We start from the raw sequence: 22123 nt of genomic DNA, 5'->3' as shown, positions 1-22123 counted from the left end.
ATTAATTGATTATTCTTTTAATGATGTATGTCAAATGTAAGAATAAATATCAATCCTCACAAGACGACACCAACAATAGGAGATTAAATATTATAACTTCACGATTTCAACACGGCGGTTTTTTGCCTTACCATCTTCCGTTCCGTTATCAGCCAAAGGAGTCGTTTGCCCTAAACCTTTTGATTCTAAACGCGCACCGTTAATTCCACCCGCAACAAGCGCATCTTTTACAGATTTAGCACGTTCTTCAGACAGTTTTAGATTACGAGCAGCAGTACCACTATTATCTGTATGTCCTTCAATTCGGATTCTCAATTTAGCATCGCTATTTAAAAGCTTTTGAATTTCATCAATTACCGGCTTTGATTCTGATTTGATTGTCGCCTTATCCGTATCAAAATTTACGTATAATGCAATGTGCCCGGTTTTATCCAACTCCTGCTTCATCGCTTCCGCTTTGATTAGAGATGCCGTTGCCTTAAATGGTTTGGTTTCTAATATCATCCAGCCAATAGAACTTCCGTCGTCCGTTGGCGTATGCTGGATCCAGATATTTCTGTCTGTTCTGCGAATCAAATACGTCACAGTTGGCATTTGCCCTATAAATCCATATCCGTCTTTATATTTCAAGCCGTTATTTTCGGGAATGTTAGGAACTGAATCTTGCGGCACTTTACTTTCGGTTATCTTTACACCGCCAGCTTCCGTTATGATTTGCTCTATGTTTTTTGACAATTCCAGGTCGCTATACGACTTCCCTTCTTTTGCCCTTACATAATCGTAAAAAATCTTTCCTTCCGGCTTTTCAAAATGATCACCAACCCAAAAATAGGCACGATCATAATCTACCGGTTTGTTCTTGTTGTAATTATAATATCCTTCTGGCAAGTTAAAATAAGGGAAAGCTCCTAACGCTTTTTCTGATACTGGATACGCATTGATATCAAATACTTTTGCTTTTGCCGCTGTAGGTACTGCCGTTTCTTCTGCAGCAGGAATACTGTCTTTTTCTGTTCCTTGCTGGTCTTTTTTACCACCAGAGTTACAAGAAATAACGAGTACAGACAAAGCTATCGCAGCCGTTTTGCCAAGATTCATCTTTTTTAATAGATTGGTTGTTGTGTTCATAGAGTTTTGTTTAATAGTTGAGCATTAGTAGTTTATTAAGTAAAAAAGTTACACAGTACAAAGTAAAATGTTTTATTGATATGAAAGTACAGCTAGAGAAATTTCTTAGTGTTCGATAACATCAAAATATTTTTACAACAAAAAAATGAATACTTTTTTATAAATTAGAAAACTTTACAAAGCCAACAAAACAGTTTTAATAAAATCGCCATGAAAAAAACACTTCTAATAACATTCATTACTATCCTAGGTCTCTTTTTATTTCTCATTTTGCTATTTAAAGATTCTGACATATTAAAAAACCTAAGAATCACCACCAAAGCGCAAGAATATAAAGAAGCTGAAAAATACGCACTTAAAAACAGTCCCTTTTATGACAAATACTATAAAGATGAAAATGTAATTGTATTAAATATTTGGGCCACATGGTGTGAACCCTGCATTGAAGAAATGCCACTATTGAATCGATTAAAAAAACAGTATTCTGACAAAAAGAACATTGTTTTCCTTTCACTTTCGACAGACAAGGATTCTGTAAAGATCAAATCATTCCTTGCTACAAGTAAATTTGATTTTGAAGATATCAGTTTAGAGAATTTCCCTTACAGGAAGTATATACTAAACCAATTAAACAGTAAAGAATCTGTTTCCGATAATTATTTTATCAAAATAGAATCTGAAGAAATTCCTATTACTTATATTTTAAACAAACAGAAAACGATTTATAGCTATAAAGGCAAAATAGACAGTGTAGACATTTACAATCGAATTGATTCTATTCTTAAATAATCGATATCATGGGTTCTCAATTATGGCTATTTTATTGTTAAGACATAAACTAATCTAGAAATTATCGTTTTAAAATTGACGAACAATTGAAACCACGCTATTTTATGCCATGCTCCGCTTTCTGATTTGAGAGCTATACAACCTAACTGAACTAAAGCTTATCCTCGTTTATTACTTAAAATAGCATCAAACCCCAAAGTTTCAGGCAATAGATCCTTTTTTATAGCCTCCTCTCTTGATATGCTTTCCAATTCTATAATTTCAGGAATCTTAAGAATCCTTACGACATCTTTTTGATTGTATTCTTTGAAATACAAGAGATTATCTCTCCGAATCAGCTCATCTCCATAAAATTCAAATGTCGTAACATTTTTATCTTTTACAGAAACTATTACAACATTATGCTTTTCATGATATATTACAATTAAAGAATCATCTAACCATTCAACTAAATATATATCACAACCATGTCCCGGATGTTGGGTTTTAGGCTCGAAGTCAAAGAATGTATTATTTTCAAAAATTCTAAACAATTCCAAAGAGTCATCCTCATCAGACTGAAACCATGCAATTTTCCCATTGTCAATATCGATATTTTTAGCATTGATAGAGATTGTTTTTCCTAAAGAATTCTCCCAAACAATGTACCTATCATCTTCAACCGTTGCGTTTAGATTTTGACCCTTTACTATTTCTAAAACAGTTTTAAGTTTATTCATAGGATTTAAAATTAACTTGTTCACTCTCCTAAATTAAACAATGTATTATTAACATACATCTAAAATAACACGGGTTTACTTTTTTAAAACCCAAAAAAATATTCCTCCAGCAAATGCAGCGGAAAAGCTCAAGTAGTTATTTTTCCCATGAATTTTATTCAATGTTAATAGCCTTTTTTACTGGCTTTTGAACTACAAGACCATTAAATATATCGAAACTAAAATGTTAAAATTCATACAAAAAAATTAGTATTTTTGAAGATAACCTTAAATTATTAAACTTAACTTATGAAAAAAAGTATTGTATTATTTCTTCTCGTGGTGCAAAGCACCATGCATGCTCAAAAGAAATATCTTGATGAGCATTATGTAAATTCTGCAGCCTACTCCCTAAACACCAATTGTGGAATTGGTGAAATTTTTATCCTCCCTATCGATAAGACAGTGGAGATATTTAAGGAGAAACCGGCAACCGAATCCTTCTTTATGGCATATCCAAATCCAGTTTCAGACATCCTCTACTTGTCTTCGTCGGTTAAACTCACAGAAGTTAGCCTTTTCTCATTAGACGGGAAACTTGTTAAAAGTCAGGATGTATCAAAGGAGCCATTTTTAAATTTGGAAAATATCGCAGAAGGCTTATACCTCCTAATCGCAAAAAATGCTGAATTTCTACCTACCAAAATTTTAAAGAATTAAATCATGAAAAAGATCATACAAATTATTATGTTGTTAATTACAACAATCACCTTTGGACAAGTTCCTCCAGAGTTAATCAGTTTCCGGGCTATAGCACTGAATAGCGGTGGTAGCCCAGTCACGAATACAACTATTGCTATTAAATTTAGCATTCTAGAAGGATCCGCTTCCGGGACTGTTATCTATGAAGAAGTACATCATCCAACAACCGATGCCAACGGCGCTTATAACTTAAGAATCGGTGAAGGAACTGCCACAACTGGCACGTTTAGCACCATTCCTTGGGACAGTGCAGCTAAATACTTAAAGCTCTCGCAGGACATCACTAATGGCACAACCTTTACCGTAGTAGGACAGCCAACGCAGTTAGTCAGTGTACCTTATGCTTTGTACGCAAAAAACGCACTACATGTACCTGTAAATAGCATAGAAACAGTTAATACCGTTTATGAAGATTTAAGATTATATACCGATGTGGCACCGAATAAAGTAATCTATGTTAAAGGATATTACAAAGAGGCTGATGGCGGAGATGGCTTTTTTATCTACAGAGAAAATGAGAATATGCCAGATAATGGCGGGATCTATATCCAGCCAAATACCGCAAATGCACATCAAGGAGGAGATTCATCGATAAAAGGCAGATGGGTAAGGCAATACGATGGCTATATTAATGCGATGTATTTTGGAATCATGAAATACCCAGATGTTTACACAGCACCATACAGCACCATCAGTAATTCCAGCAGAATCCAGACCGCAATTGATTACATTGCAGATAGCCGTAACCCAAATTCCAGCACACCTAATGTTCCAGCTCCGCCACATTACAGCCAGCAACGAGGAGCACTTGCACTTTACTTCCCATCGGGGCATTATTATATCGATCAACCTATAGTACTCAAAAGTGAAGTACATTTGATAGGAGAACAGGGCACATTGTTTGAAGTGGCATTTGGAAAAGACTATCCCTACATGTTCGAAATACCTGAAGGTCCGGTAACCCGTCTTTGTGTAGAGAATCTTCAAATCGATTTGGGAGGAGAGCGAAAACAGAATCCTACTACGGCAGGTGGATTTCATTTCGGCGCCAGATTTGTAGGAGGCGATACACGTTTTGGGGGTGGAGTTTGGGGATGCTCATTCAAAAACATAAGAATAACGAGTGCAAATGGCAACGGAATTTGGCTTGAAGGCGGTGAGCACAGTCCAGGCAACAATCCAGGCGCACTCGATAATCAGTACTTACTTTTTGAACGAGTATGGATAATAAGGACCTCAGTTAATGCAAACTGCCTTAAAATTACCGGAGCAATTAACACAACAACATTCCTACAATGTAATTTTGAAATTCCATATGTTTACAATACCGATACGGTTCTTACACCAGTAGAACTTGGAACAAACATTCTTATAACTGCCGTTGGCGATTATTCACCGGTTAATGGAGCAGTGGTATCTTTTATCAACTGTGCGACCGGAGGCCATGTATTACGTGGTTTCAAGATCGTAAATGCCGAAAACGTAACAATCGACAACTGTTGGATAGAAGATACAGAAATTGCTATTGACATTCAAAATTCAGAAGGAATAAACATACTTAACAGCCGGTTTGTAAATGCTGCCGGAGTCGGGTCACTATTAGGTGCCTCTCTGCCTCAAGGCCAAGGAAAGTGCATTTCAGTATTGGACTCTCATGTTACCATCGAAAGGAATTTTGTCCAGATTACCGACCCTAATAATGTTAAACTGACCGAAGGCGAATTGTTTATCATGGGAATCGGCAACAACAATGTAATCAATTCACGCAATAACTGCTTCCATGACATACGCCAAAGCGAAACCTTTGGAATTACGGAGCATGAGGAAATTAAAAACATCCATGCATGGAATTACCTCGGAACAGCAAACGAATGGAAATCAGGACTTGAACTTTCAGCTAAAAAAGTGGTTCTGATAAATAAGGGTATTAACAAGCCAATTGATCGTATAAATTCATCAATCAATTCGGGAGAAACAATATTTATTCGGGCTGAGGAATCGGACATCACCTTTAATGCCTGGAATCCTGTAAATGAACTTACCGGTAGAAATATTTATTTGGGCGGGCCTGCGTCAGTTACACTCCAGCAAGGTCACGCAGCAATGTTTATGAAATTGGACGGTGTCAATAACAAAGAGAGATGTGTCTATCAATTAGTTTCCATTTACTAATCATATATTTCTAAAGTCCTAAAACAAAAAAAAGCCCCTTAATAAGGGGCTTTTGTACTCAGAGCGGGACTTGAACCCGCACGAACATTACTGTTCACTGGATTTTAAGTCCAGCGTGTCTACCAATTTCACCATCCGAGCATGGACTTTATTTGAGCGAAAAACGGGGCTCGAACCCGCGACCTCGACCTTGGCAAGGTCGCGCTCTACCAACTGAGCTATTTTCGCATACTGTATTGATAAGAACTGCAATACTTGAACCGTATTGCGGATGCAAATTTAATACATTAATTCAATTATACAAGAACTTTTTTTAAAAAAGCACCAAGAAAAACATAACTTTCTGATAACGTAATCTTTAAAATCACATTACTTCTTCCCTAGCATTCTTTTAATCTCATTAAGCTTCATCAGGGCTTCAACCGGAGTCAGCGTATTGATGTCTAAATTGAGTATTTCGTCTTTTATTTCTTCTAAAAGCGGATCATCCATATTAAAAATACTCAGCTGCATTTCATCATTTGAAGATTTGGTGCCGTTTAGTGCTTCGCTTGAATGATCTTTCTCTAGTTTTTTAAGTAGCTTTTGTGCTTTCTGGATTACCGTTTGCGGCATTCCTGCCATCTTAGCCACGTGTATTCCGAAACTGTGGGCACTTCCGCCTTTGATTAATTTACGGATAAAAAGCACTGTGTCTTTTAACTCTTTTACAGACACATTATAATTCTGGATACGCTCCAGGATTTCAGTCATTTCATTAAGCTCATGATAGTGCGTCGCAAACAAAGTTTTTGGCCTTCCCGGATGCTCATGCAGGTATTCTGCAATTGCCCATGCGATTGAGATTCCGTCATACGTACTAGTTCCCCTACCTATTTCATCCAAAAGTACCAAACTTCTGTCCGAAAGGTTGTTAAGAATAGAAGCCGTTTCATTCATTTCAACCATAAAAGTAGATTCACCCATCGAAATATTATCCGATGCTCCTACTCTTGTAAAAATCTTATCAATGACTCCCATCCTAACGCTTTCTGCCGGCACAAAACTTCCCATTTGAGCCAACAGCACGATCAATGCCGTTTGGCGCAAAATAGCCGACTTACCGGACATGTTAGGCCCTGTAATCATGATTATCTGTTGGGTTTCCCTATCCAGATAAACGTCATTGGCAATATAAGGAACTCCAACCGGGAGTTGTTTTTCGATTACCGGGTGGCGACCGTTTTTTATGTCCAATTCAAATGTCTCGTCCAGAATCGGGCATACGTAATTATTTTCAATAGCCAGCTGTGTAAACGAAGCCAAACAATCCAACTGCGCAATCAAATTTGCATTCAGCTGTACAGGCTTTATGTAGGTAGAAATCCAAGTCACCAGTTGTTCAAAAAGCTGACTTTCCAATTGATGGATTTTTTCTTCAGCTCCAAGAATTTTGGTTTCATATTCCTTTAATTCTTCCGTAATGTAACGTTCTGCATTGACCAAAGTCTGCTTACGTATCCATTCTGCCGGCACTTTATCTTTATGGGTATTTCTAACTTCTATATAATAACCAAAAACATTATTGAAGGATATTTTCAAAGAAGAAATCCCTGTTTTTTCTGATTCACGGAGTTCGATACCTTCAAGATATTCTTTTCCAGAAGTAGAAATACTTCTCAGTTCATCCAATTCAGCATGCACGCCTTTGGCAATCGCATTTCCTTTGTTGATAGAAACAGGAGCCTCAGGATTTAAAGTCTCCTTGATTTTTTCTCTTAACAAATCACAACTATGAAGACTATCACCTATGGTTTTAACTGACGTATTTTTGCTTTCGAGCGCTAATGTCTTTATAGGGATAATGGCATCCAGCGAGTCTTTTAAGTTTACGACTTCTCTTGGCGATACTTTTCCTGTGGCGATTTTCGAAATCAATCGTTCTAAATCTGAAATCTGCTTGATCTGCTGCTGAATACTTTTCAGCACGTCATTGTTTTCCTTAAAGTACGAAACCACTTCATGGCGTCCTTTTATCTTATCCGCATCTTTTAAAGGCAAGGCCAACCAACGTTTCAGAAGACGCCCACCCATAGGAGATAGCGTCCTATCGATAACATCCAACAGCGTTACAGCATTCGGGTTATAGCTATGGTATAATTCTAAATTGCGGATTGTAAAACGGTCCATCCAGACATAAGCATCCTCAGCAATTCGTTGTATTGAAGTAATGTGCTGTACTTTATTATGCTGTGTTTCGGACAAATAATATAAAATAGCTCCCGATGCAATAATTCCTTCAGGCAATTCTTCGATTCCAAATCCTTTTAAGGAATTGGTCTGAAAATGCCCTGTCAGCGTTTCAAAAGCATAATCTTCTTTATAAACCCAATCTTCGAGATAAAAGTTATGGTAGTCCTCTCCAAAAGCCTCTTTAAAATCGGCCTTGTTCTGTTTTGGAACTAGTACTTCGCTCGGGCTAAAGTTTTGCAGCAGTTTGTCTATATATTCTTCATTTCCTTGAGCTGCCAGAAATTCTCCTGTAGAAACATCAAGAAATGAAATACCAATAATCCGTTTTCCAAAATAAATCGAAGCCAGGAAATTATTCGACTTCGACTGCAAGACCTCATCATTCATAGAAACTCCGGGAGTCACCAATTCGGTAACACCACGCTTCACGATGGTTTTTGTCATTTTTGGATCTTCAAGCTGGTCGCAAATCGCTACACGAAGTCCGGCTTTGACCAACTTTGGTAAGTACGTATTCAGGGAATGGTGTGGAAATCCAGCCAAAGCTGTTTCTGTTTCGGAACCTGCTCCTCTTTTCGTGAGGACGATTCCTAATATTTTTGAAGCGCGTATCGCATCTTCTCCAAAAGTTTCATAAAAATCTCCTACTCTGAACAACAAACAGGCATCCGGATATTTCGCCTTTATCTCGTTGTATTGCTTCATTAACGGAGTTTCTTTCGGAGTTTTGTCTTTCGTGGCCAAGAGTATTCAGATTTTTAAATTATTTTTGCTAAAATAGAAAAACTAACAATATTGCATCCGCATTTATGAGAAAACTTGCCAACAGCGAATTAGAACGAAAAAGCATTGAAGATTTCAAACAGGCTGAAAAAACGCCAATCATCATCATTCTGGATGACATTCGAAGTCTGCACAATATTGGCTCTGTTTTTAGAACAGCTGATGCTTTTTTGATTGAAAAAATCTATCTCTGTGGTATCACGGCAACTCCACCCAATAAAGAAATTCATAAAACGGCTTTAGGCGCTACTGATACTGTTGCCTGGGAATATGCAAAAAAAGTTTTAGAAGTTATCGATGCGTTGCAAAAAGAAAACATTTCTGTCCTGGCCATTGAACAAGTAGAAAACTCCATTTCACTTCAGGAATTTGAGCCAAAAAGCGGACAGAAATATGCTTTGGTTTTTGGAAACGAAGTAAAAGGAGTTTCTCAGGAAGCCATTAAAAAATGCGAAGGGACGATAGAGATTCCACAATTGGGAACCAAACATTCCCTAAATATTTCTGTGAGTGCGGGAATTGTAGTATGGGATTTGTTCCAGAAACTGAACTACTAAACTATACTGCCGAAGCTTTGCTTTCGATTTCATTTAAAATCTGAAGGTAATCGCTTTGGTTTTTGACAAAATCTTTATCCGAAACATCAATAATCAAGACATTCAAGTCTGTTTGGGATTTTATATAGTCCAAATATCCTCTGCTGATTTTATCCAGATATTCCGCAGGAATTTCCTGCTCATAGGAACGCCCTCTTTTTTTGATATTCTCTAACAGCCTGTCTGTATTCTGATAAAGATACACATACAAATCAGGTTTTTTCATCTCTTTGTAGATGATATCGAAAAGTGTTTTATACAAACGGTATTCATCTTCACCCAAAGTAACTTTGGCAAAAATCAGGGATTTAAAAATATGATAGTCCGCAACGATAAAGTCTTTAAACAAATCAAATTGGGCCAAATCCTGCGATAGTTGCTGATATCTGTCGGCCAAAAAAGACATTTCTAACGGGAAAGCATACCTTGCCTGGTCTTTATAGAATTTTGGTAAAAAGGGATTGTCTGCAAAACCTTCCAAAACGGTCTTAGCATTAAAATCTTCAGCAATCTTATGAGCCAGTGTTGTTTTTCCTGCACCAATATTTCCTTCGATGGCGATATAATTGAATCGGTCAAAATGATAGTTTGCCACCGGAGATTTTAAATTGGAAATTACTTTACAATCGGAATCATCCTGGCAATCTCTCAACAATTCGATAACATTTTTCAGCAATACAGGATGCACAAAATCCGACTTCAGATCGTCCATCGGCAGTAATACAAATTTCCTGTCAGCCATACGTGGATGTGGAACTGTCAGGTTTTCTGTATTGATTATTTCTTCATCAAAACTGATAATGTCAATATCAATAGTACGGGATTGATAGCCTATGGCCTTGCTTCTGATTCTTCCCAAACGGAGTTCAGCACTTAAAATTTCATCCAAAAGCACAGAAGACTCTTTGCAGGTATGCACCAAAATGGCACAATTATAAAATGCATCGCCCTCAAATCCCCAAGCCGGCGTTTCGTAAAGTTTGGAAACTTTTACGACAGTTGCAATCTCGTTGTGAATCAAATCAATAGCCTGCTGTATGTTTTGAAGTCTGTCTCCTTGATTGCTTCCGATAGATAATATGGCTTGGTGCTGCATTTTCATAGACTGCAAATTAAGGAAAAGTATTTCACACAAAAGCACATTTTTAAGTTGCACCCTGAAATTATTACACCGAAATTTGTAACTTTTACACTATATGAGTGACCTATAAAGAAATAACAATACTATGAATTTTTTAAAGAACATCTTTTCAACCGTACTCGGCTTATTTGTTTTCTTATTTATCCTTTTCTTTGGATTTATAATCTTTGCAGCATTATTTGGCAATAACGACAAGACGGTAGCCGTAAAAGACAATTCCGTAATCGAGCTCAACCTCGAAGAAGTTACTAATGATTATGCCGGAAAATTTTTATATGAAGATTTCGAATTCCTGAACGAAGAAAAAACAAACGGGCTTTCTGACATCATCAATGCTATTGATGCGGCAAAAACAGATAGCAAAATCAAAGGAATTTCAATACTAAACAACATTTCGCTATTGGGAATGGCACAAAGCAAAGCGCTTCGTGACAAACTGGAAGACTTTAAGAAGTCAGGAAAATTTGTTGTGGCTTATGCTAATTCTTATACTCAAAAAGAATACTACCTAAATTCTGTTGCTGACACCGTTTATCTTAATCCTGTAGGGGAAATGGATTTCAAGGGACTTTCTTCTGAAGTGATGTTTTACAAAGATTTTCAGGAGAAAACAGGCGTTAAAATGGAAGTTATTCGTCACGGAAAATACAAAAGCGCCGTGGAACCTTACTTGGCTAATGAAATGAGCGAGGCTAATCGTGAGCAGATTTCTGCCTTATTGAATTCTGTCTGGAGCTCTGTAGTTACCGACATTTCGAAAAGCCGAAAAATTTCTGTTGAACGATTGAATGAAATCGCAAATGGATTATTGGCCAGAACTCCTGAAATGGCAAAAGCAGAAAAGCTTATCGATAAAATTGCTTATGAAGACGAATATCACAATGCCATCCGTAAAGCACTAAAAGTCAATAAAGACGAAGAGTATAACACGGTAAGCATTATAGATTATGCTCATAAAAACTCAACAACAGGAAAAAAACCTAGTACAGACAATACTATTGCTATTATCTACGCACAAGGAACTATACTTGGCGGAGAAGGCGATGTTAATATTATTGGTGAAGGCTCTATGAGACGCTCTTTGCAAAAAGCCAGAAAAGACAAAAATGTAAAAGCCATTGTCTTGAGAATCGACAGTCCGGGTGGTAGCGCATTGACTTCAGATTTAATCTGGAGAGAAATCGAATTGACCAAAAAAGTAAAACCGGTAGTTGTCTCTATGGGGAATGTGGCCGCATCAGGAGGCTATTATATTGCCTGCAATGCCAACAAAATTTTTGCTGAAGAAACAACAATCACAGGATCGATTGGAGTTTTCGGAACATTGCCAAATATTACAAAACTGACCAACAACATCGGAATCCATACGCAACAGGTAAAAACGCACCAAAATGCAGCCGGATACAGTATTTTCACGCCTTTGGATGAAGGCACAAAAGAAACAATCCAGGAAAGCGTGGAAAATATCTACAAAGTTTTTGTGGGACGTGTTGCAACAGGAAGAAATATGAAGTTCGAAGCTGTAGATTCTATAGCACAAGGAAGAGTCTGGACCGGAGCAGATGCGTTAAAAATTGGATTAGTAGATAAAATCGGTGGTATGGGCGATGCACTTAAAGAAGCAGCAAAACTAGCCAATATTAAAGAATATAAAACGGCTGATTTCCCTTCATTCGAGAAGAAATTTGGTGATTTCTTTGGCGGAATGCCTTTCATGCAATCCAAAGAAAGCTTTATCAAAGAAGAAGTTGGTGAAGAGAACTACCAGATGATTCAACAAATCAGAAGAATGAGTGCTCAGAAAGGAATGCAGGCATTGCTCCCTTATGAAATCAATATAAAATAATTACAAAATAGAAATAACAATCAAATCAGGGCTCAGTCCCTGATTTTTTTATTCAGACATTTCTTAAGGACTTTCGAACTTAAAAAATTCTTTATTTATGCTTTAATTAAGTCTTTTGGTTTAATTTTTGTTATAATTTCGCTAAATAAACAATTTTATTATGTTAAAAAAGATTCTGAAAGGCATCGGTATATTTTTACTGGTAGTCATAATAGTATTGGCAGCTGCTCCATTTTTGTTTAAAGACAAGATCCAGCAATTGGTTTTGAAATCTATTAATGAGAAGGTAGATGCGAAAGTGGCGTTTGACGATGTACACTTAAGTCTATTCAAGAGCTTTCCACGTGCCAATGTCACTATTGATAAACTAGCCATTATTAACAAAGCTCCTTTTGAAGGCGACACACTGCTTTACGCTGGAGAAGTAAATCTGAAAATGTCTATTAAGGAACTTTTCAAAAGCGAAGGCGAACCGATGAATATCGAATCTTTTTCTTCTACCAATGGCGTGGTCAATATCCTTTTTGACAAGAATGGCGTTGGCAACTTTGATATCGCTATAAAAGAGGACAAAGAAAAAAAGGATGATTCGAAAAGCAAGCCTTTTGCGATGAACATCCAAAACTACGAAATAGAAAACCTGCGTTTTACTTACTTTGACGAACGTTCAAAAGTAAAAATGGTTATCGATAGTCTGAATCATACCGGAAAAGGAAATTTTGCAGCTTCAAAATTAGACCTGACCACAAAAACTACGGCTAAGGTTTCTTTGGACATGGACAAGACCAATTACATGAAAAATGTCAAATTGGACTTGGATGCAGTATTGGGAATTGACCTTGAAAACAGCAAATATACTTTCAAAGACAACAAAGCACTGATTAACCAGCTGCCATTGGAATTTGACGGTTTTATCCAAATTGTGGAAGCCGGACAAGAATACGACCTGACTTTCAAAACCCCAACATCTTCCTTCAAGAATTTCCTTGGTGTTATTCCAGAAGCTTATGCTGGAAATTTGAATACCGTAAAAACAACAGGCGACTTTAAAGTCTCTGGTTTTGCAAAAGGACTATATAGCGATAAGACTATACCTAAATTCAATCTGGCTATTGCGTCAAACAATGCTTCGTTTAAATATCCTGACCTTCCAAAATCTGTTGAAAATATTGTAATTGATACCAAAATCATCAACGAAACCGGAAATCTGAATGACACTTATGTCAATCTGGACAAGCTTTCTTTTAGGATTGACCAGGACGTTTTCAATGTACAGGCCAATGTAAAAAACATAGTTGAAAACCCTTTGGTAGACGCCAAGCTAAAAGGAACTGTCAACCTTGGAAATGTTTCCAAAGCCTATCCTGTTAAACTGGACACGCCACTTTCCGGAATATTAAAAGCCGATGTTGAAACGAAATTTGACATGAAATCGGTCGAAACCAATCAATACCAAAACATACAGGCTATGGGTAATGCAAGCATTACCGGATTCAAATATGTTGATGCTGATAAAAAAGCCTATACGATCAATACGGCAGCTGCTCAGTTTTCAAACCAAAAGATCAATTTGCAGCAATTGGACATGACTACTGGAAAAACCGACTTGAAAGTAAATGGTGTTTTGGAAAACTTCTTAGGATATGCTTTCAAAAACCAGGAACTGAGAGGAAACTTCACCATGAAGTCTAACCAGTTCTTAGTTTCAGACTTTATGTCGAAAACAGAAACTACCGTCAACAATAAGACAGTTACTACGGAAGCTGTCAAGATTCCAAAGCTTTTAAACGTTACACTGAACGCTTCTGCAAATAGTGTTGTTTATGACAACCTGAATCTTAAAGATGTATCTGGAAAAATTGTAGTAAAGGACGAAGCTGTTTCATTGCAAAACTTAAAAACTTCTATCTTTAACGGATTGATTACTGCTACCGGAGACGTTTCTACTAAAGGCAAAGTACCAACATTTGACATGAATCTTGGACTAACCACAGTTGACATCAACCAGACATTTACGCAGCTGGACATGATGAAAAAAATCGCTCCGATTGCAGATGCTATTAACGGAAAACTGAATTCGACTATCAAACTGTCTGGTAATTTGGATGCCAAAACCATGTCGCCAGATCTGAATACATTGTCGGGAGATCTTTTTGGACAGTTATTATCAACTACAATAAATGCTAAGAATTCTGCCGTATTGAACAAGCTTGATGAAAAGGTAAAGTTTATCGATTTGCAAAAACTAAACCTGAACGACTTAAAGGCGAACCTTACCTTTAAAGACGGAAAAGTCAATGTAAAACCTTTTGATATCAAATATCAAGATATTAAGATTAATGTTGGCGGACAGCATGGTTTTGACCAGTCGATGAATTATAACCTGAAATTTGATGTTCCTGCAAAATACTTAGGCAATGACGCCAACAAGCTCATTTCAAAATTGACTCCAGCTGAAGCCAATAAATTGGAAAACATTCCGGTTACAGCAATTCTTACCGGTAATTTCAAAAGCCCTAAAGTTTCTACTGATATTGAACAGGCTGCTACCAAACTGGCAAACCAGCTGATTAAAGCTGAAAAAGACAAATTGGTTACCAAAGGAACAAGCGCTCTAGAAAATCTTTTGGGTGGCAACAAAAAGGATACTACAAAAACGCAGACACCTAATACTAAGGAAGATGTAAAAACAAAAGTATCTGAAGGAATCAAGGGACTTTTTAATAAGAAGAAAAAAGAATAGTTATCTCTTTTAATAAAACAAAAAAAAACACCCTGGCAGGGTTTGAAACCCTGCCAGGGTGTTTTTTTTTGTTTAAAGTATTTTCTAAGAAATATTCATCCCAATAACATAACCTTCATAACTGCGAACATTTAAAACCGTTCCATCTTCAAAGATTAAGTATTGTCCTTTTACACCTACCAGGCGTCCTTCGTAGTTTGGAGTTTTTTCCAGATTCAGTCCGGTGACTTTTTTTGGAAATTTTAATACCGGATATTTCATTACAAAATGTTCGTTCAAGTCGGTATTGAAATAAGGTCTCACTTCTTCCGGTAGTCTTTCAAAGATTCGTGCCCGTTCCGCCATCAAATCCAACGAAACCACTTCATTCTGCAACATTTTTCGCCAATTGGTCTTATCTACAAAATGATCTTTAAGAGCAACTTCTGTAATTCCTGCCAGATAACGGTTAGGAACCTCAACAATAGAAACGGCTTCATCAGCACCCTGATCGATCCACCGGGTAGGAACCTGAGTTTTTCTCGTCACTCCTACTTTTATCTCACTTGACAAAGCAAGATACACAATATGCGGCTGCAGCTGTACTCGGGTTTCATAATCCAAGTCTCTGTCTGCAATGCCCAAATGTGCCGTACTAAGTTCAGGTCTCATAATCCAGTCTCCAACTGCCGGACTGCTATAAAAACAATCATAACAGAAACCCTGGCGGAAGATTTTCTTCTTTTTGGAACAGTTCAGGCATTGATAGCCTAAAAAGCTTATTTCTATGTTCTTGTCAAGAGCCTGATTTACGTTCAAGAAGCTGTTTTCAAAAGTCATATAATATTGAATCGGACTTGCAAATTCCGTTTCCATCTTAGTAAGAACCCCTTCGTATTGCATTATATTTTTCAGATTTAAGTGAGGTGATTGCTTTATAGTCAGAAATACTTGACTTTCGACTATTTTTTTTATTTTTGGTAAAGTTAGAATTCATAACTCATAAATCATAACTCAAACCTAAAAAATGGCGTTACCCATAATCAATTCGGTGGCAACATGGATTTTAAAGAAAAGAATCCATCAGATTGAATTATTCCTGAAATATCCCAATGAAGTTCAGGAAGAGTTGCTTCTGAGCTTGATACGTGCCTCTGAACAAACTATCATTGGCAGACAGTATGGTTTTTCTTCCATAAAATCATATCAGGAATTTACCGAAAGAGTTCCGGTTTCTACCTATGAAGATTTGGAGCCTTTAATTGAAAGGACAAGAAAGGGCGAGCAAAATGTTTTCTGGAATACTCCTATAAAATGGTTTGCCAAATCCAGCGGAACGACCAATGCCAAAAGTAAATTCATTCCGGTGAGTACCGAGGCATTAGAAAATTGCCATTATAAGGCCGGAAAAGATTTATTGAGTTTATATCTTAACAATAATGAAGAATCGCAATTGTTTACCGGCAAGAGTCTTCGTCTTGGTGGCAGTAAGCAATTGTATGAGGACAACAATACTTTTTTTGGAGATTTGTCTGCCATCCTGATTGACAACATGCCAATCTGGGCTGAATTTAGCAGTACGCCAAGTAACAAAGTTTCTTTGATGAGCGAATGGGAAACCAAAATTCCGGCTATCATTAATGAAACAATCCATGAAAATGTGACCAGTTTTGCGGGAGTTCCTTCCTGGATGCTTGTCCTGATGAACAAAACATTGGAAGCAACCGGAAAATCAAATCTGCTCGAAATCTGGCCTAATCTTGAAGTTTATTTTCACGGCGGTGTAAGTTTTGAACCGTATCGTGAACAATACAAAAAAATCCTGCCTAACTCAGAGTTCCAATATTACGAAATCTACAATGCGTCTGAAGGATTTTTTGCCATCCAGGATCTTAACAATTCAAGCGACCTGTTATTGATGCTTGATTATGGAATATTCTATGAATTTATTCCGATGGATACTTTTGGAACACCAGAACAAAAAACCATCAGGTTGTCTGAAGTAGAATTAGATAAAAATTACGCTATCATCATCACTACCAATGCTGGATTATGGCGCTATATGGTTGGTGACACTGTCCGGTTTACTTCTTTAAATCCTTATAGAATTCGTGTGAGCGGCAGAACCAAGCACCATATTAATGTTTTTGGAGAAGAGCTTATCGTTGAAAATACGGATAAGGCCATTGCGAAAGCCTGCAAAATGACCAACACCGAGGTTATTGATTATACTGTAGCTCCTGTCTTTATGGAAGGAAAAGAAAAAGGCGCACACGAATGGATGATTGAATTTAAGAATGACCCCGAAAACATTGCCCATTTCAGGCAGGTTTTAGACGATACGCTACAGTCTCTAAATTCGGACTACGAGGCAAAACGCCATAACAACATGACCTTAAACCCGTTAATCATTAACGTAGCCAGAACAAACTTATTCTATGATTGGCTAAAAGAACAGGACAAGTTAGGCGGACAACACAAAATTCCGAGACTTTCTAACCAAAGGAATTATCTGGAGGAATTAAAGTCGATGCAACATTCTGTAAGTACCTAATTGAGATTCTTACTTATTGAAAATCCGGGAAAAGTGTTAAAGTTGTTTTGCCCTTAATAAAAACTAAGTTTTTTCTGTAACAAATTCCATTTTGAAAAGTCTGATGGGTATCATCATCAATCAAACTAATCAAAATGAAATCACTATTTGTTATGCTTGCCTTAAGCATAAGCAGCATCGTATCTGCACAACAATCACCCACCTACCTTGAACTTAACAGCCCGAAAAGCGGTATTCCCTGTGAAAGCGATTCGTCAGAAAGAGAAATTCTTCTGGAAAAAATCGAAGGAAACAGCAAGACTAAAATCGGTGCCTATCGGGCCAATGGCTGTAAATTTACGCTTACCAAAAAACTTGACTTTGGGAATTACATCTTTACCATTTCAGGATTAGACATTCAGGAAACAGCCCTTCCTTTTGAAGTGACTGCACAAAACCAGGAAAAAATCATCCAGAATATCGAGCTAAAAGACAAGACAAATGAATTGAGCGAAGTGACCGTTTATGGTAACCAGCGTCAATACATGAAAGTCGAGTCTGACAAGACTATAATCAGCATTAAAGAAAACGGAATGCTAAATAGTGGCACCACACTCGAAGCCATTAAAAAACTTCCCGGAGTAGTAGCTTCACCTGTTGGCGGACTGACTTTAAACGGAAAAGGCGTTACCGTTTATATTGACGGTGCTCCAAGTAACCTGACTGGAACCGATCTTCAGAATTACCTGAACAGCCTTCCTGCCAATGCTATCGAAAAAATAGAACTTATTTATGATCCCGGCGCTGCTTATGATGCTAATGCCAGCGGTTCTATTATCAATATTGTGACCAATAGCAAAAAAATGAAGGGTGTGAATGCCAGCTTCAACATCAACTACAATTTCAACAAATACCAGAAGCCAAGCCCACAGATTCTTCTCAATGGAAAGAAAAATAACCTGAGCTGGCAGACGATGTTTGGCGTAAACTATATTGAACGTGAAAACAGAAACAAAAACGGACAGGAATTCACCTATTTTAATCCACCGGTAAAGTTACAGCAGGAAAATTTTGAGACTATGATTTTCAGAAACGTGTATTGGAGAACCGGACTCAATTATAAATTATCCGACAAATCTAATATTCTTTTCAATTACAACATGAGCCTTTCCAACGATAGTAATGACAATACAAGTACGGCTTTTGGTAATACAATTGATTTCAGCAACCACGGTATAGCTAAAACAAAAGCAAACAATCAGGAATTGAGTTTGCAGTTTAAGACAAAACTCGACACCTTAGGCAGAACACTAGATGTAATTGCTTACACTAATATGTTTGACCGAAATCCGTTGAACCGTTCCACTTCTTTTGAAAATAATAAATACACCTACAACAATTCTGATATTGATTTTGGTTTGACCAATTATTATTTGAAGTATGATTTTTCATTCCCTTTTGAAAAATATGCCTTTACTATTAATACGGGAGGAAAATACAATACGACAAAAGTAAAAGACTTAGGGAAATACAATTTTGAAGAAGACAGCGATGCCATATTCAACTCCAACATTTACGAATCGGTTATTGATTTTGATTATACAGAACATAACCTCGCATTTTATGTGGAAGCCCGAAAGAAGTATAAAAAATTCAATTTCACGGCCGGTCTTCGTTTTGAAAATTTCGAGATTGAGCGAGAAGCAAGCACGGTTGCTGATAAAATCAAATTCAACAACAATCGTTTTTTCCCAAATGCCAGCATTTTGTTTGAGGCAACAGAAAACATCAACCTGAGTACTTCTTATTCCAAAAAGATTTCACAGCCGGGTTATTTTACGATTGACCCGAATAACGGCTCGAACTTTAACCGATACAATACTTCTACGGGAAATATAGCGCTACAGCCTATATTTTTTGACAATTACGGATTCAAGATTACAGCTTTTCAATATGTGAGTCTTAGCACTAATTATGCCGTTGCCAAAAACGACACCCAATTCATTTTTAGCGCAAAAGATGGCGAATTGGTAAGCAACAGGACATTTGCTGCCTTTGACAAAATCAAAACATTTAGTACTTCTTTGTCTTTCCCTATTCCGTTAGACTATTTTTTCAAAAGCAGAGAAGAGTTTTCAAAACGATTGAATGAGATTGACAAGATGAATTACATCTATGCCAACATCAACTATATAAAAACAGATATCGAAGGCTATGATTTCACATTCAAGAACAAAGGAATGGTAAACTTTAGTTTAGAAGCACAAACTCATCTTCCGTGGGGAATTACTAATAATATGTCTTACTTTTTCCTTCCAAAAGGAAACTGGGAGATTTACCGAATTGAAAAGCCCATCCAACAATTTGATATTTCCTTCAACAAGGCATTTTTGGATAAAAAGCTAAAAGTAGGACTCCACTGCTTTGATGTCTTCAACGCAAATGAAGTAAACGCATTAGTAGAAGGAAAAAACCTGAGAACCTTATTTTACGAAAAGAATGACTCCAGGACTTTCCGAATCTCATTGACCTATAACTTCGGAAACCAGAAATTACAAACGGAAAACACCAACATCCAGGTCGAGAAAGCCAACGAAGGAGGCAAAGGACTTTAATTCAAATCAGACATAAAAAAATCCCGATGAGTTATCATCGGGATTTTTATTTTCAGTAATTATTTTTTTTAAGATGCTGCTTTCAAACGCTGCAAAAGGTTTTTGTCCAACGCATTTTCAGCATATGATTTATCAATCACCAAAGCCTTGTCGTCTGAACTTGGCAGGTCATACATCGCATCAGTCAAGATAGCCTCGCATAAAGAACGCAGACCACGAGCACCAAGTTTATACTCCAATGCCTTATCCACTACATAATCCAACGCTTCGCCTGAAACTGTAAGCTCTACATCGTCCATAGCCAAAAGTTTTTGGTATTGCTTGATTAGCGCATTTTTAGGCTCTGTAAGGATAGCTCTTAAGGTTTCTCTATCAAGCGGATCCATATGTGTCAAAACCGGAAGACGACCGATGATTTCCGGAATCAATCCGAAATCTTTGATGTCTTTTGGTATAACATACTGCAACAGATTATCCTTATCGATATTGTCTGTGTTTTTTGAAGAACCATATCCAACAGCCTGACGGTTCAAACGTTTAGAAATAATTCTTTCTATTCCGTCAAAAGCACCTCCGGCAATGAACAAGATGTTCTGCGTATTTACTTCAACAAATTTTTGGTCCGGGTGTTTTCTTCCTCCTTTTGGCGGTACATTCACTACCGTTCCTTCCAACAGTTTTAATAACGCCTGCTGAACACCTTCTCCGGATACGTCTCTTGTGATGGATGGGTTATCGCTTTTTCTGGCAATTTTATCAATCTCGTCAATAAAAACGATTCCTCTTTCTGCTTTCGCTACATCATAGTCAGCCGCCTGAAGCAATCTCGTAAGAATACTTTCTACGTCTTCACCCACATAGCCTGCTTCCGTCAATACTGTCGCATCCACTATTGCCAATGGCACATCCAACATTTTCGCGATGGTTTTTGCTACCAATGTTTTTCCTGTACCAGTCTGGCCAACCATGATGATGTTGCTCTTTTCGATTTCAACCTCATCATCGGATTGCTGCTGCATTAAACGCTTGTAGTGATTGTAAACAGCAACCGACATTACTTTTTTAGTCTGATCCTGTCCGATAACATATTTATCCAAAAAAGCTCTAATCTCTTTTGGTTTTTGCAAAATCAGATCCGAAGCCATGGCTCCATTTCTTTTGTTCTGCTTTAATTCTTCAATGACGATTCCATGCGCCTGTTCGATGCATCTGTCGCAAATATGCGCGTCAATCCCTGCAATAAGCAGATTTGTTTCTGGCTTTTTCCTTCCACAAAAAGAACACTCTAATACTTCTTTAGCCATATTTATTAATTGATAGTGGATAGTGGATAGTGGATAGTTTATAAACTATCTACTATCCACTATAAACTAAATTTATTAACTTCTTCTCAAAACCTCATCAATCATTCCGTACTCTTTCGCTTCATCAGCTTTCATCCAATAGTCTCTTTCGCTGTCTTTATGAACTTTATCAAAAGGCTGTCCTGAATGCTTAGCGATGATTTCATATAATTCATCTTTAAGTTTCAGCATTTCGCGAAGGTTGATTTCCATATCAGTCGCAACTCCTTGTGCTCCTCCTGATGGCTGGTGAATCATAACTCTTGAATGTGGCAAAGCCGAACGTTTTCCTTCTGCTCCTGCACAAAGTAGAACTGCTCCCATAGAAGCTGCCATTCCTGTACAGATTGTAGCCACATCTGGTTTGATATACTGCATAGTATCATAAATTCCTAATCCGGCATATACGCTTCCTCCAGGAGAATTGATATAAATCTGTACATCTTTAGAGGAATCCACGCTTTCTAAAAACAGCAATTGCGCCTGAATAATGTTGGCTACATGATCATCAACTCCTGTTCCCAGGAAAATGATTCTGTCCATCATCAAACGTGAAAACACGTCTAATTGCGATACGTTTAATTGTCTTTCTTCAATAATATATGGCGTCATGCTATTAACGATTTTATCGTAATACATGCTGTTAACGCCCTGGTGCTTTATAGCAAATTTTTTAAATTCTTTACCGTAATCCATTTTTTTAATTAAGTTAAAAGTTACGAGTTATAAAAACAGTTCTTGTTATATTCTTTGAGTATGCAAA

15 protein-coding genes and 2 tRNA genes are annotated in these 22123 nt (G+C 37.2%); 8 read left to right on the top strand and 9 right to left on the bottom strand.

The features are described from left to right. Positions 1-90: 90 nt before the first annotated feature. Positions 91-1128, bottom strand: a complete 1038-nt coding sequence (locus tag FJA49_RS15380; RefSeq protein WP_140001858.1) for an OmpA family protein — start codon at positions 1126-1128, stop codon at positions 91-93. Positions 1129-1338: 210 nt separating this feature from the next. Between FJA49_RS15380 and FJA49_RS15375 the strand changes: the two genes are divergently transcribed. Further along, positions 1339-1917 (top strand): TlpA family protein disulfide reductase, encoded by a 579-nt coding sequence (locus tag FJA49_RS15375; RefSeq protein ID WP_140001856.1) that lies wholly within the window; start codon positions 1339-1341, stop codon positions 1915-1917. A gap of 158 nt (positions 1918-2075) precedes the next feature. On the opposite strand, the gene FJA49_RS15370 is transcribed toward FJA49_RS15375, so the two are convergent. Next, the gene (locus FJA49_RS15370; RefSeq protein ID WP_140001854.1) at positions 2076-2636 is read right to left on the bottom strand and encodes a hypothetical protein; all 561 of its coding nucleotides are present in this window, start codon (positions 2634-2636) and stop codon (positions 2076-2078) included. Positions 2637-2924: 288 nt separating this feature from the next. Between FJA49_RS15370 and FJA49_RS15365 the strand changes: the two genes are divergently transcribed. Together FJA49_RS15365 and FJA49_RS15360 are read left to right on the top strand one after the other, a co-directional pair. Next, a complete protein-coding gene (locus FJA49_RS15365) occupies positions 2925-3335 on the top strand; it encodes a T9SS type A sorting domain-containing protein (protein WP_140001851.1) in 411 nt (136 codons plus the stop codon). A gap of 3 nt (positions 3336-3338) precedes the next feature. Beyond that, a complete protein-coding gene (locus FJA49_RS15360) occupies positions 3339-5549 on the top strand; it encodes a glycosyl hydrolase family 28-related protein (protein WP_140001849.1) in 2211 nt (736 codons plus the stop codon). A 55-nt stretch (positions 5550-5604) separates the two neighbouring features. On the opposite strand, the gene FJA49_RS15355 is transcribed toward FJA49_RS15360, so the two are convergent. The 3 genes from FJA49_RS15355 to mutS all read right to left on the bottom strand — a co-directional run bounded on the left by FJA49_RS15355 (position 5605) and on the right by mutS (position 8525). Continuing rightward, a tRNA-Leu gene (locus FJA49_RS15355) sits at positions 5605-5690 on the bottom strand. A 14-nt stretch (positions 5691-5704) separates the two neighbouring features. Continuing rightward, a tRNA-Gly gene (locus tag FJA49_RS15350) sits at positions 5705-5777 on the bottom strand. Between the two features lie 141 nt (positions 5778-5918). Further along, positions 5919-8525, bottom strand: coding sequence for a DNA mismatch repair protein MutS (gene mutS, locus FJA49_RS15345; protein ID WP_140001847.1), 2607 nt, complete (start codon positions 8523-8525; stop codon positions 5919-5921). A gap of 65 nt (positions 8526-8590) precedes the next feature. Between mutS and FJA49_RS15340 the strand changes: the two genes are divergently transcribed. Further along, complete coding sequence (locus FJA49_RS15340) at positions 8591-9121, top strand: RNA methyltransferase (RefSeq protein WP_140001845.1); 531 nt, start codon at positions 8591-8593, stop codon at positions 9119-9121. A 1-nt stretch (position 9122) separates the two neighbouring features. On the opposite strand, the gene folK is transcribed toward FJA49_RS15340, so the two are convergent. Next, positions 9123-10262: a 2-amino-4-hydroxy-6-hydroxymethyldihydropteridine diphosphokinase gene (gene folK / locus FJA49_RS15335; protein WP_140001843.1), complete on the bottom strand. Its 1140-nt coding sequence runs from the start codon at positions 10260-10262 to the stop codon at positions 9123-9125. 124 nt (positions 10263-10386) lie between these two features. On the opposite strand from folK, the gene sppA reads away from it, so the two are divergent. Further along, the gene (sppA, locus tag FJA49_RS15330; protein ID WP_140001841.1) at positions 10387-12147 is read left to right on the top strand and encodes a signal peptide peptidase SppA; all 1761 of its coding nucleotides are present in this window, start codon (positions 10387-10389) and stop codon (positions 12145-12147) included. A gap of 160 nt (positions 12148-12307) precedes the next feature. Further along, positions 12308-14890 carry an AsmA-like C-terminal region-containing protein gene (locus FJA49_RS15325; RefSeq protein ID WP_140001839.1) on the top strand — a complete coding sequence of 861 codons (2583 nt, stop codon included), beginning with the start codon at positions 12308-12310 and terminating at the stop codon, positions 14888-14890. An 84-nt stretch (positions 14891-14974) separates the two neighbouring features. On the opposite strand, the gene FJA49_RS15320 is transcribed toward FJA49_RS15325, so the two are convergent. Then, positions 14975-15772 carry a DUF2797 domain-containing protein gene (locus tag FJA49_RS15320; protein WP_140001837.1) on the bottom strand — a complete coding sequence of 266 codons (798 nt, stop codon included), beginning with the start codon at positions 15770-15772 and terminating at the stop codon, positions 14975-14977. Between the two features lie 124 nt (positions 15773-15896). Here FJA49_RS15320 and FJA49_RS15315 point away from each other — a divergent pair, with 124 nt between their 5' ends. Together FJA49_RS15315 and FJA49_RS15310 are read left to right on the top strand one after the other, a co-directional pair. Further along, positions 15897-17423 carry a GH3 auxin-responsive promoter family protein gene (locus tag FJA49_RS15315; protein ID WP_140001835.1) on the top strand — a complete coding sequence of 509 codons (1527 nt, stop codon included), beginning with the start codon at positions 15897-15899 and terminating at the stop codon, positions 17421-17423. Positions 17424-17557: 134 nt separating this feature from the next. Further along, positions 17558-20017, top strand: coding sequence for a TonB-dependent receptor domain-containing protein (locus FJA49_RS15310; RefSeq protein WP_140001833.1), 2460 nt, complete (start codon positions 17558-17560; stop codon positions 20015-20017). A 68-nt stretch (positions 20018-20085) separates the two neighbouring features. Here FJA49_RS15310 and clpX read toward each other — a convergent pair whose 3' ends face one another. Then, positions 20086-21321, bottom strand: coding sequence for an ATP-dependent Clp protease ATP-binding subunit ClpX (gene clpX, locus FJA49_RS15305; RefSeq protein ID WP_140001831.1), 1236 nt, complete (start codon positions 21319-21321; stop codon positions 20086-20088). A gap of 75 nt (positions 21322-21396) precedes the next feature. Further along, on the bottom strand, positions 21397-22056 hold the full coding sequence (gene clpP, locus FJA49_RS15300) for an ATP-dependent Clp endopeptidase proteolytic subunit ClpP (RefSeq protein WP_140001829.1): 660 nt from the start codon (positions 22054-22056) through the stop codon (positions 21397-21399). Positions 22057-22123: the final 67 nt, after the last annotated feature.

Origin of the sequence: Flavobacterium microcysteis (genome assembly GCF_006385255.1) — a bacterium.
Classification (GTDB): Bacteria; Bacteroidota; Bacteroidia; order Flavobacteriales; family Flavobacteriaceae; genus Flavobacterium; species Flavobacterium microcysteis.
Note: the sequence above shows the minus strand (reverse complement) of the source record. Positions and strands in the feature narration are given on the sequence as shown.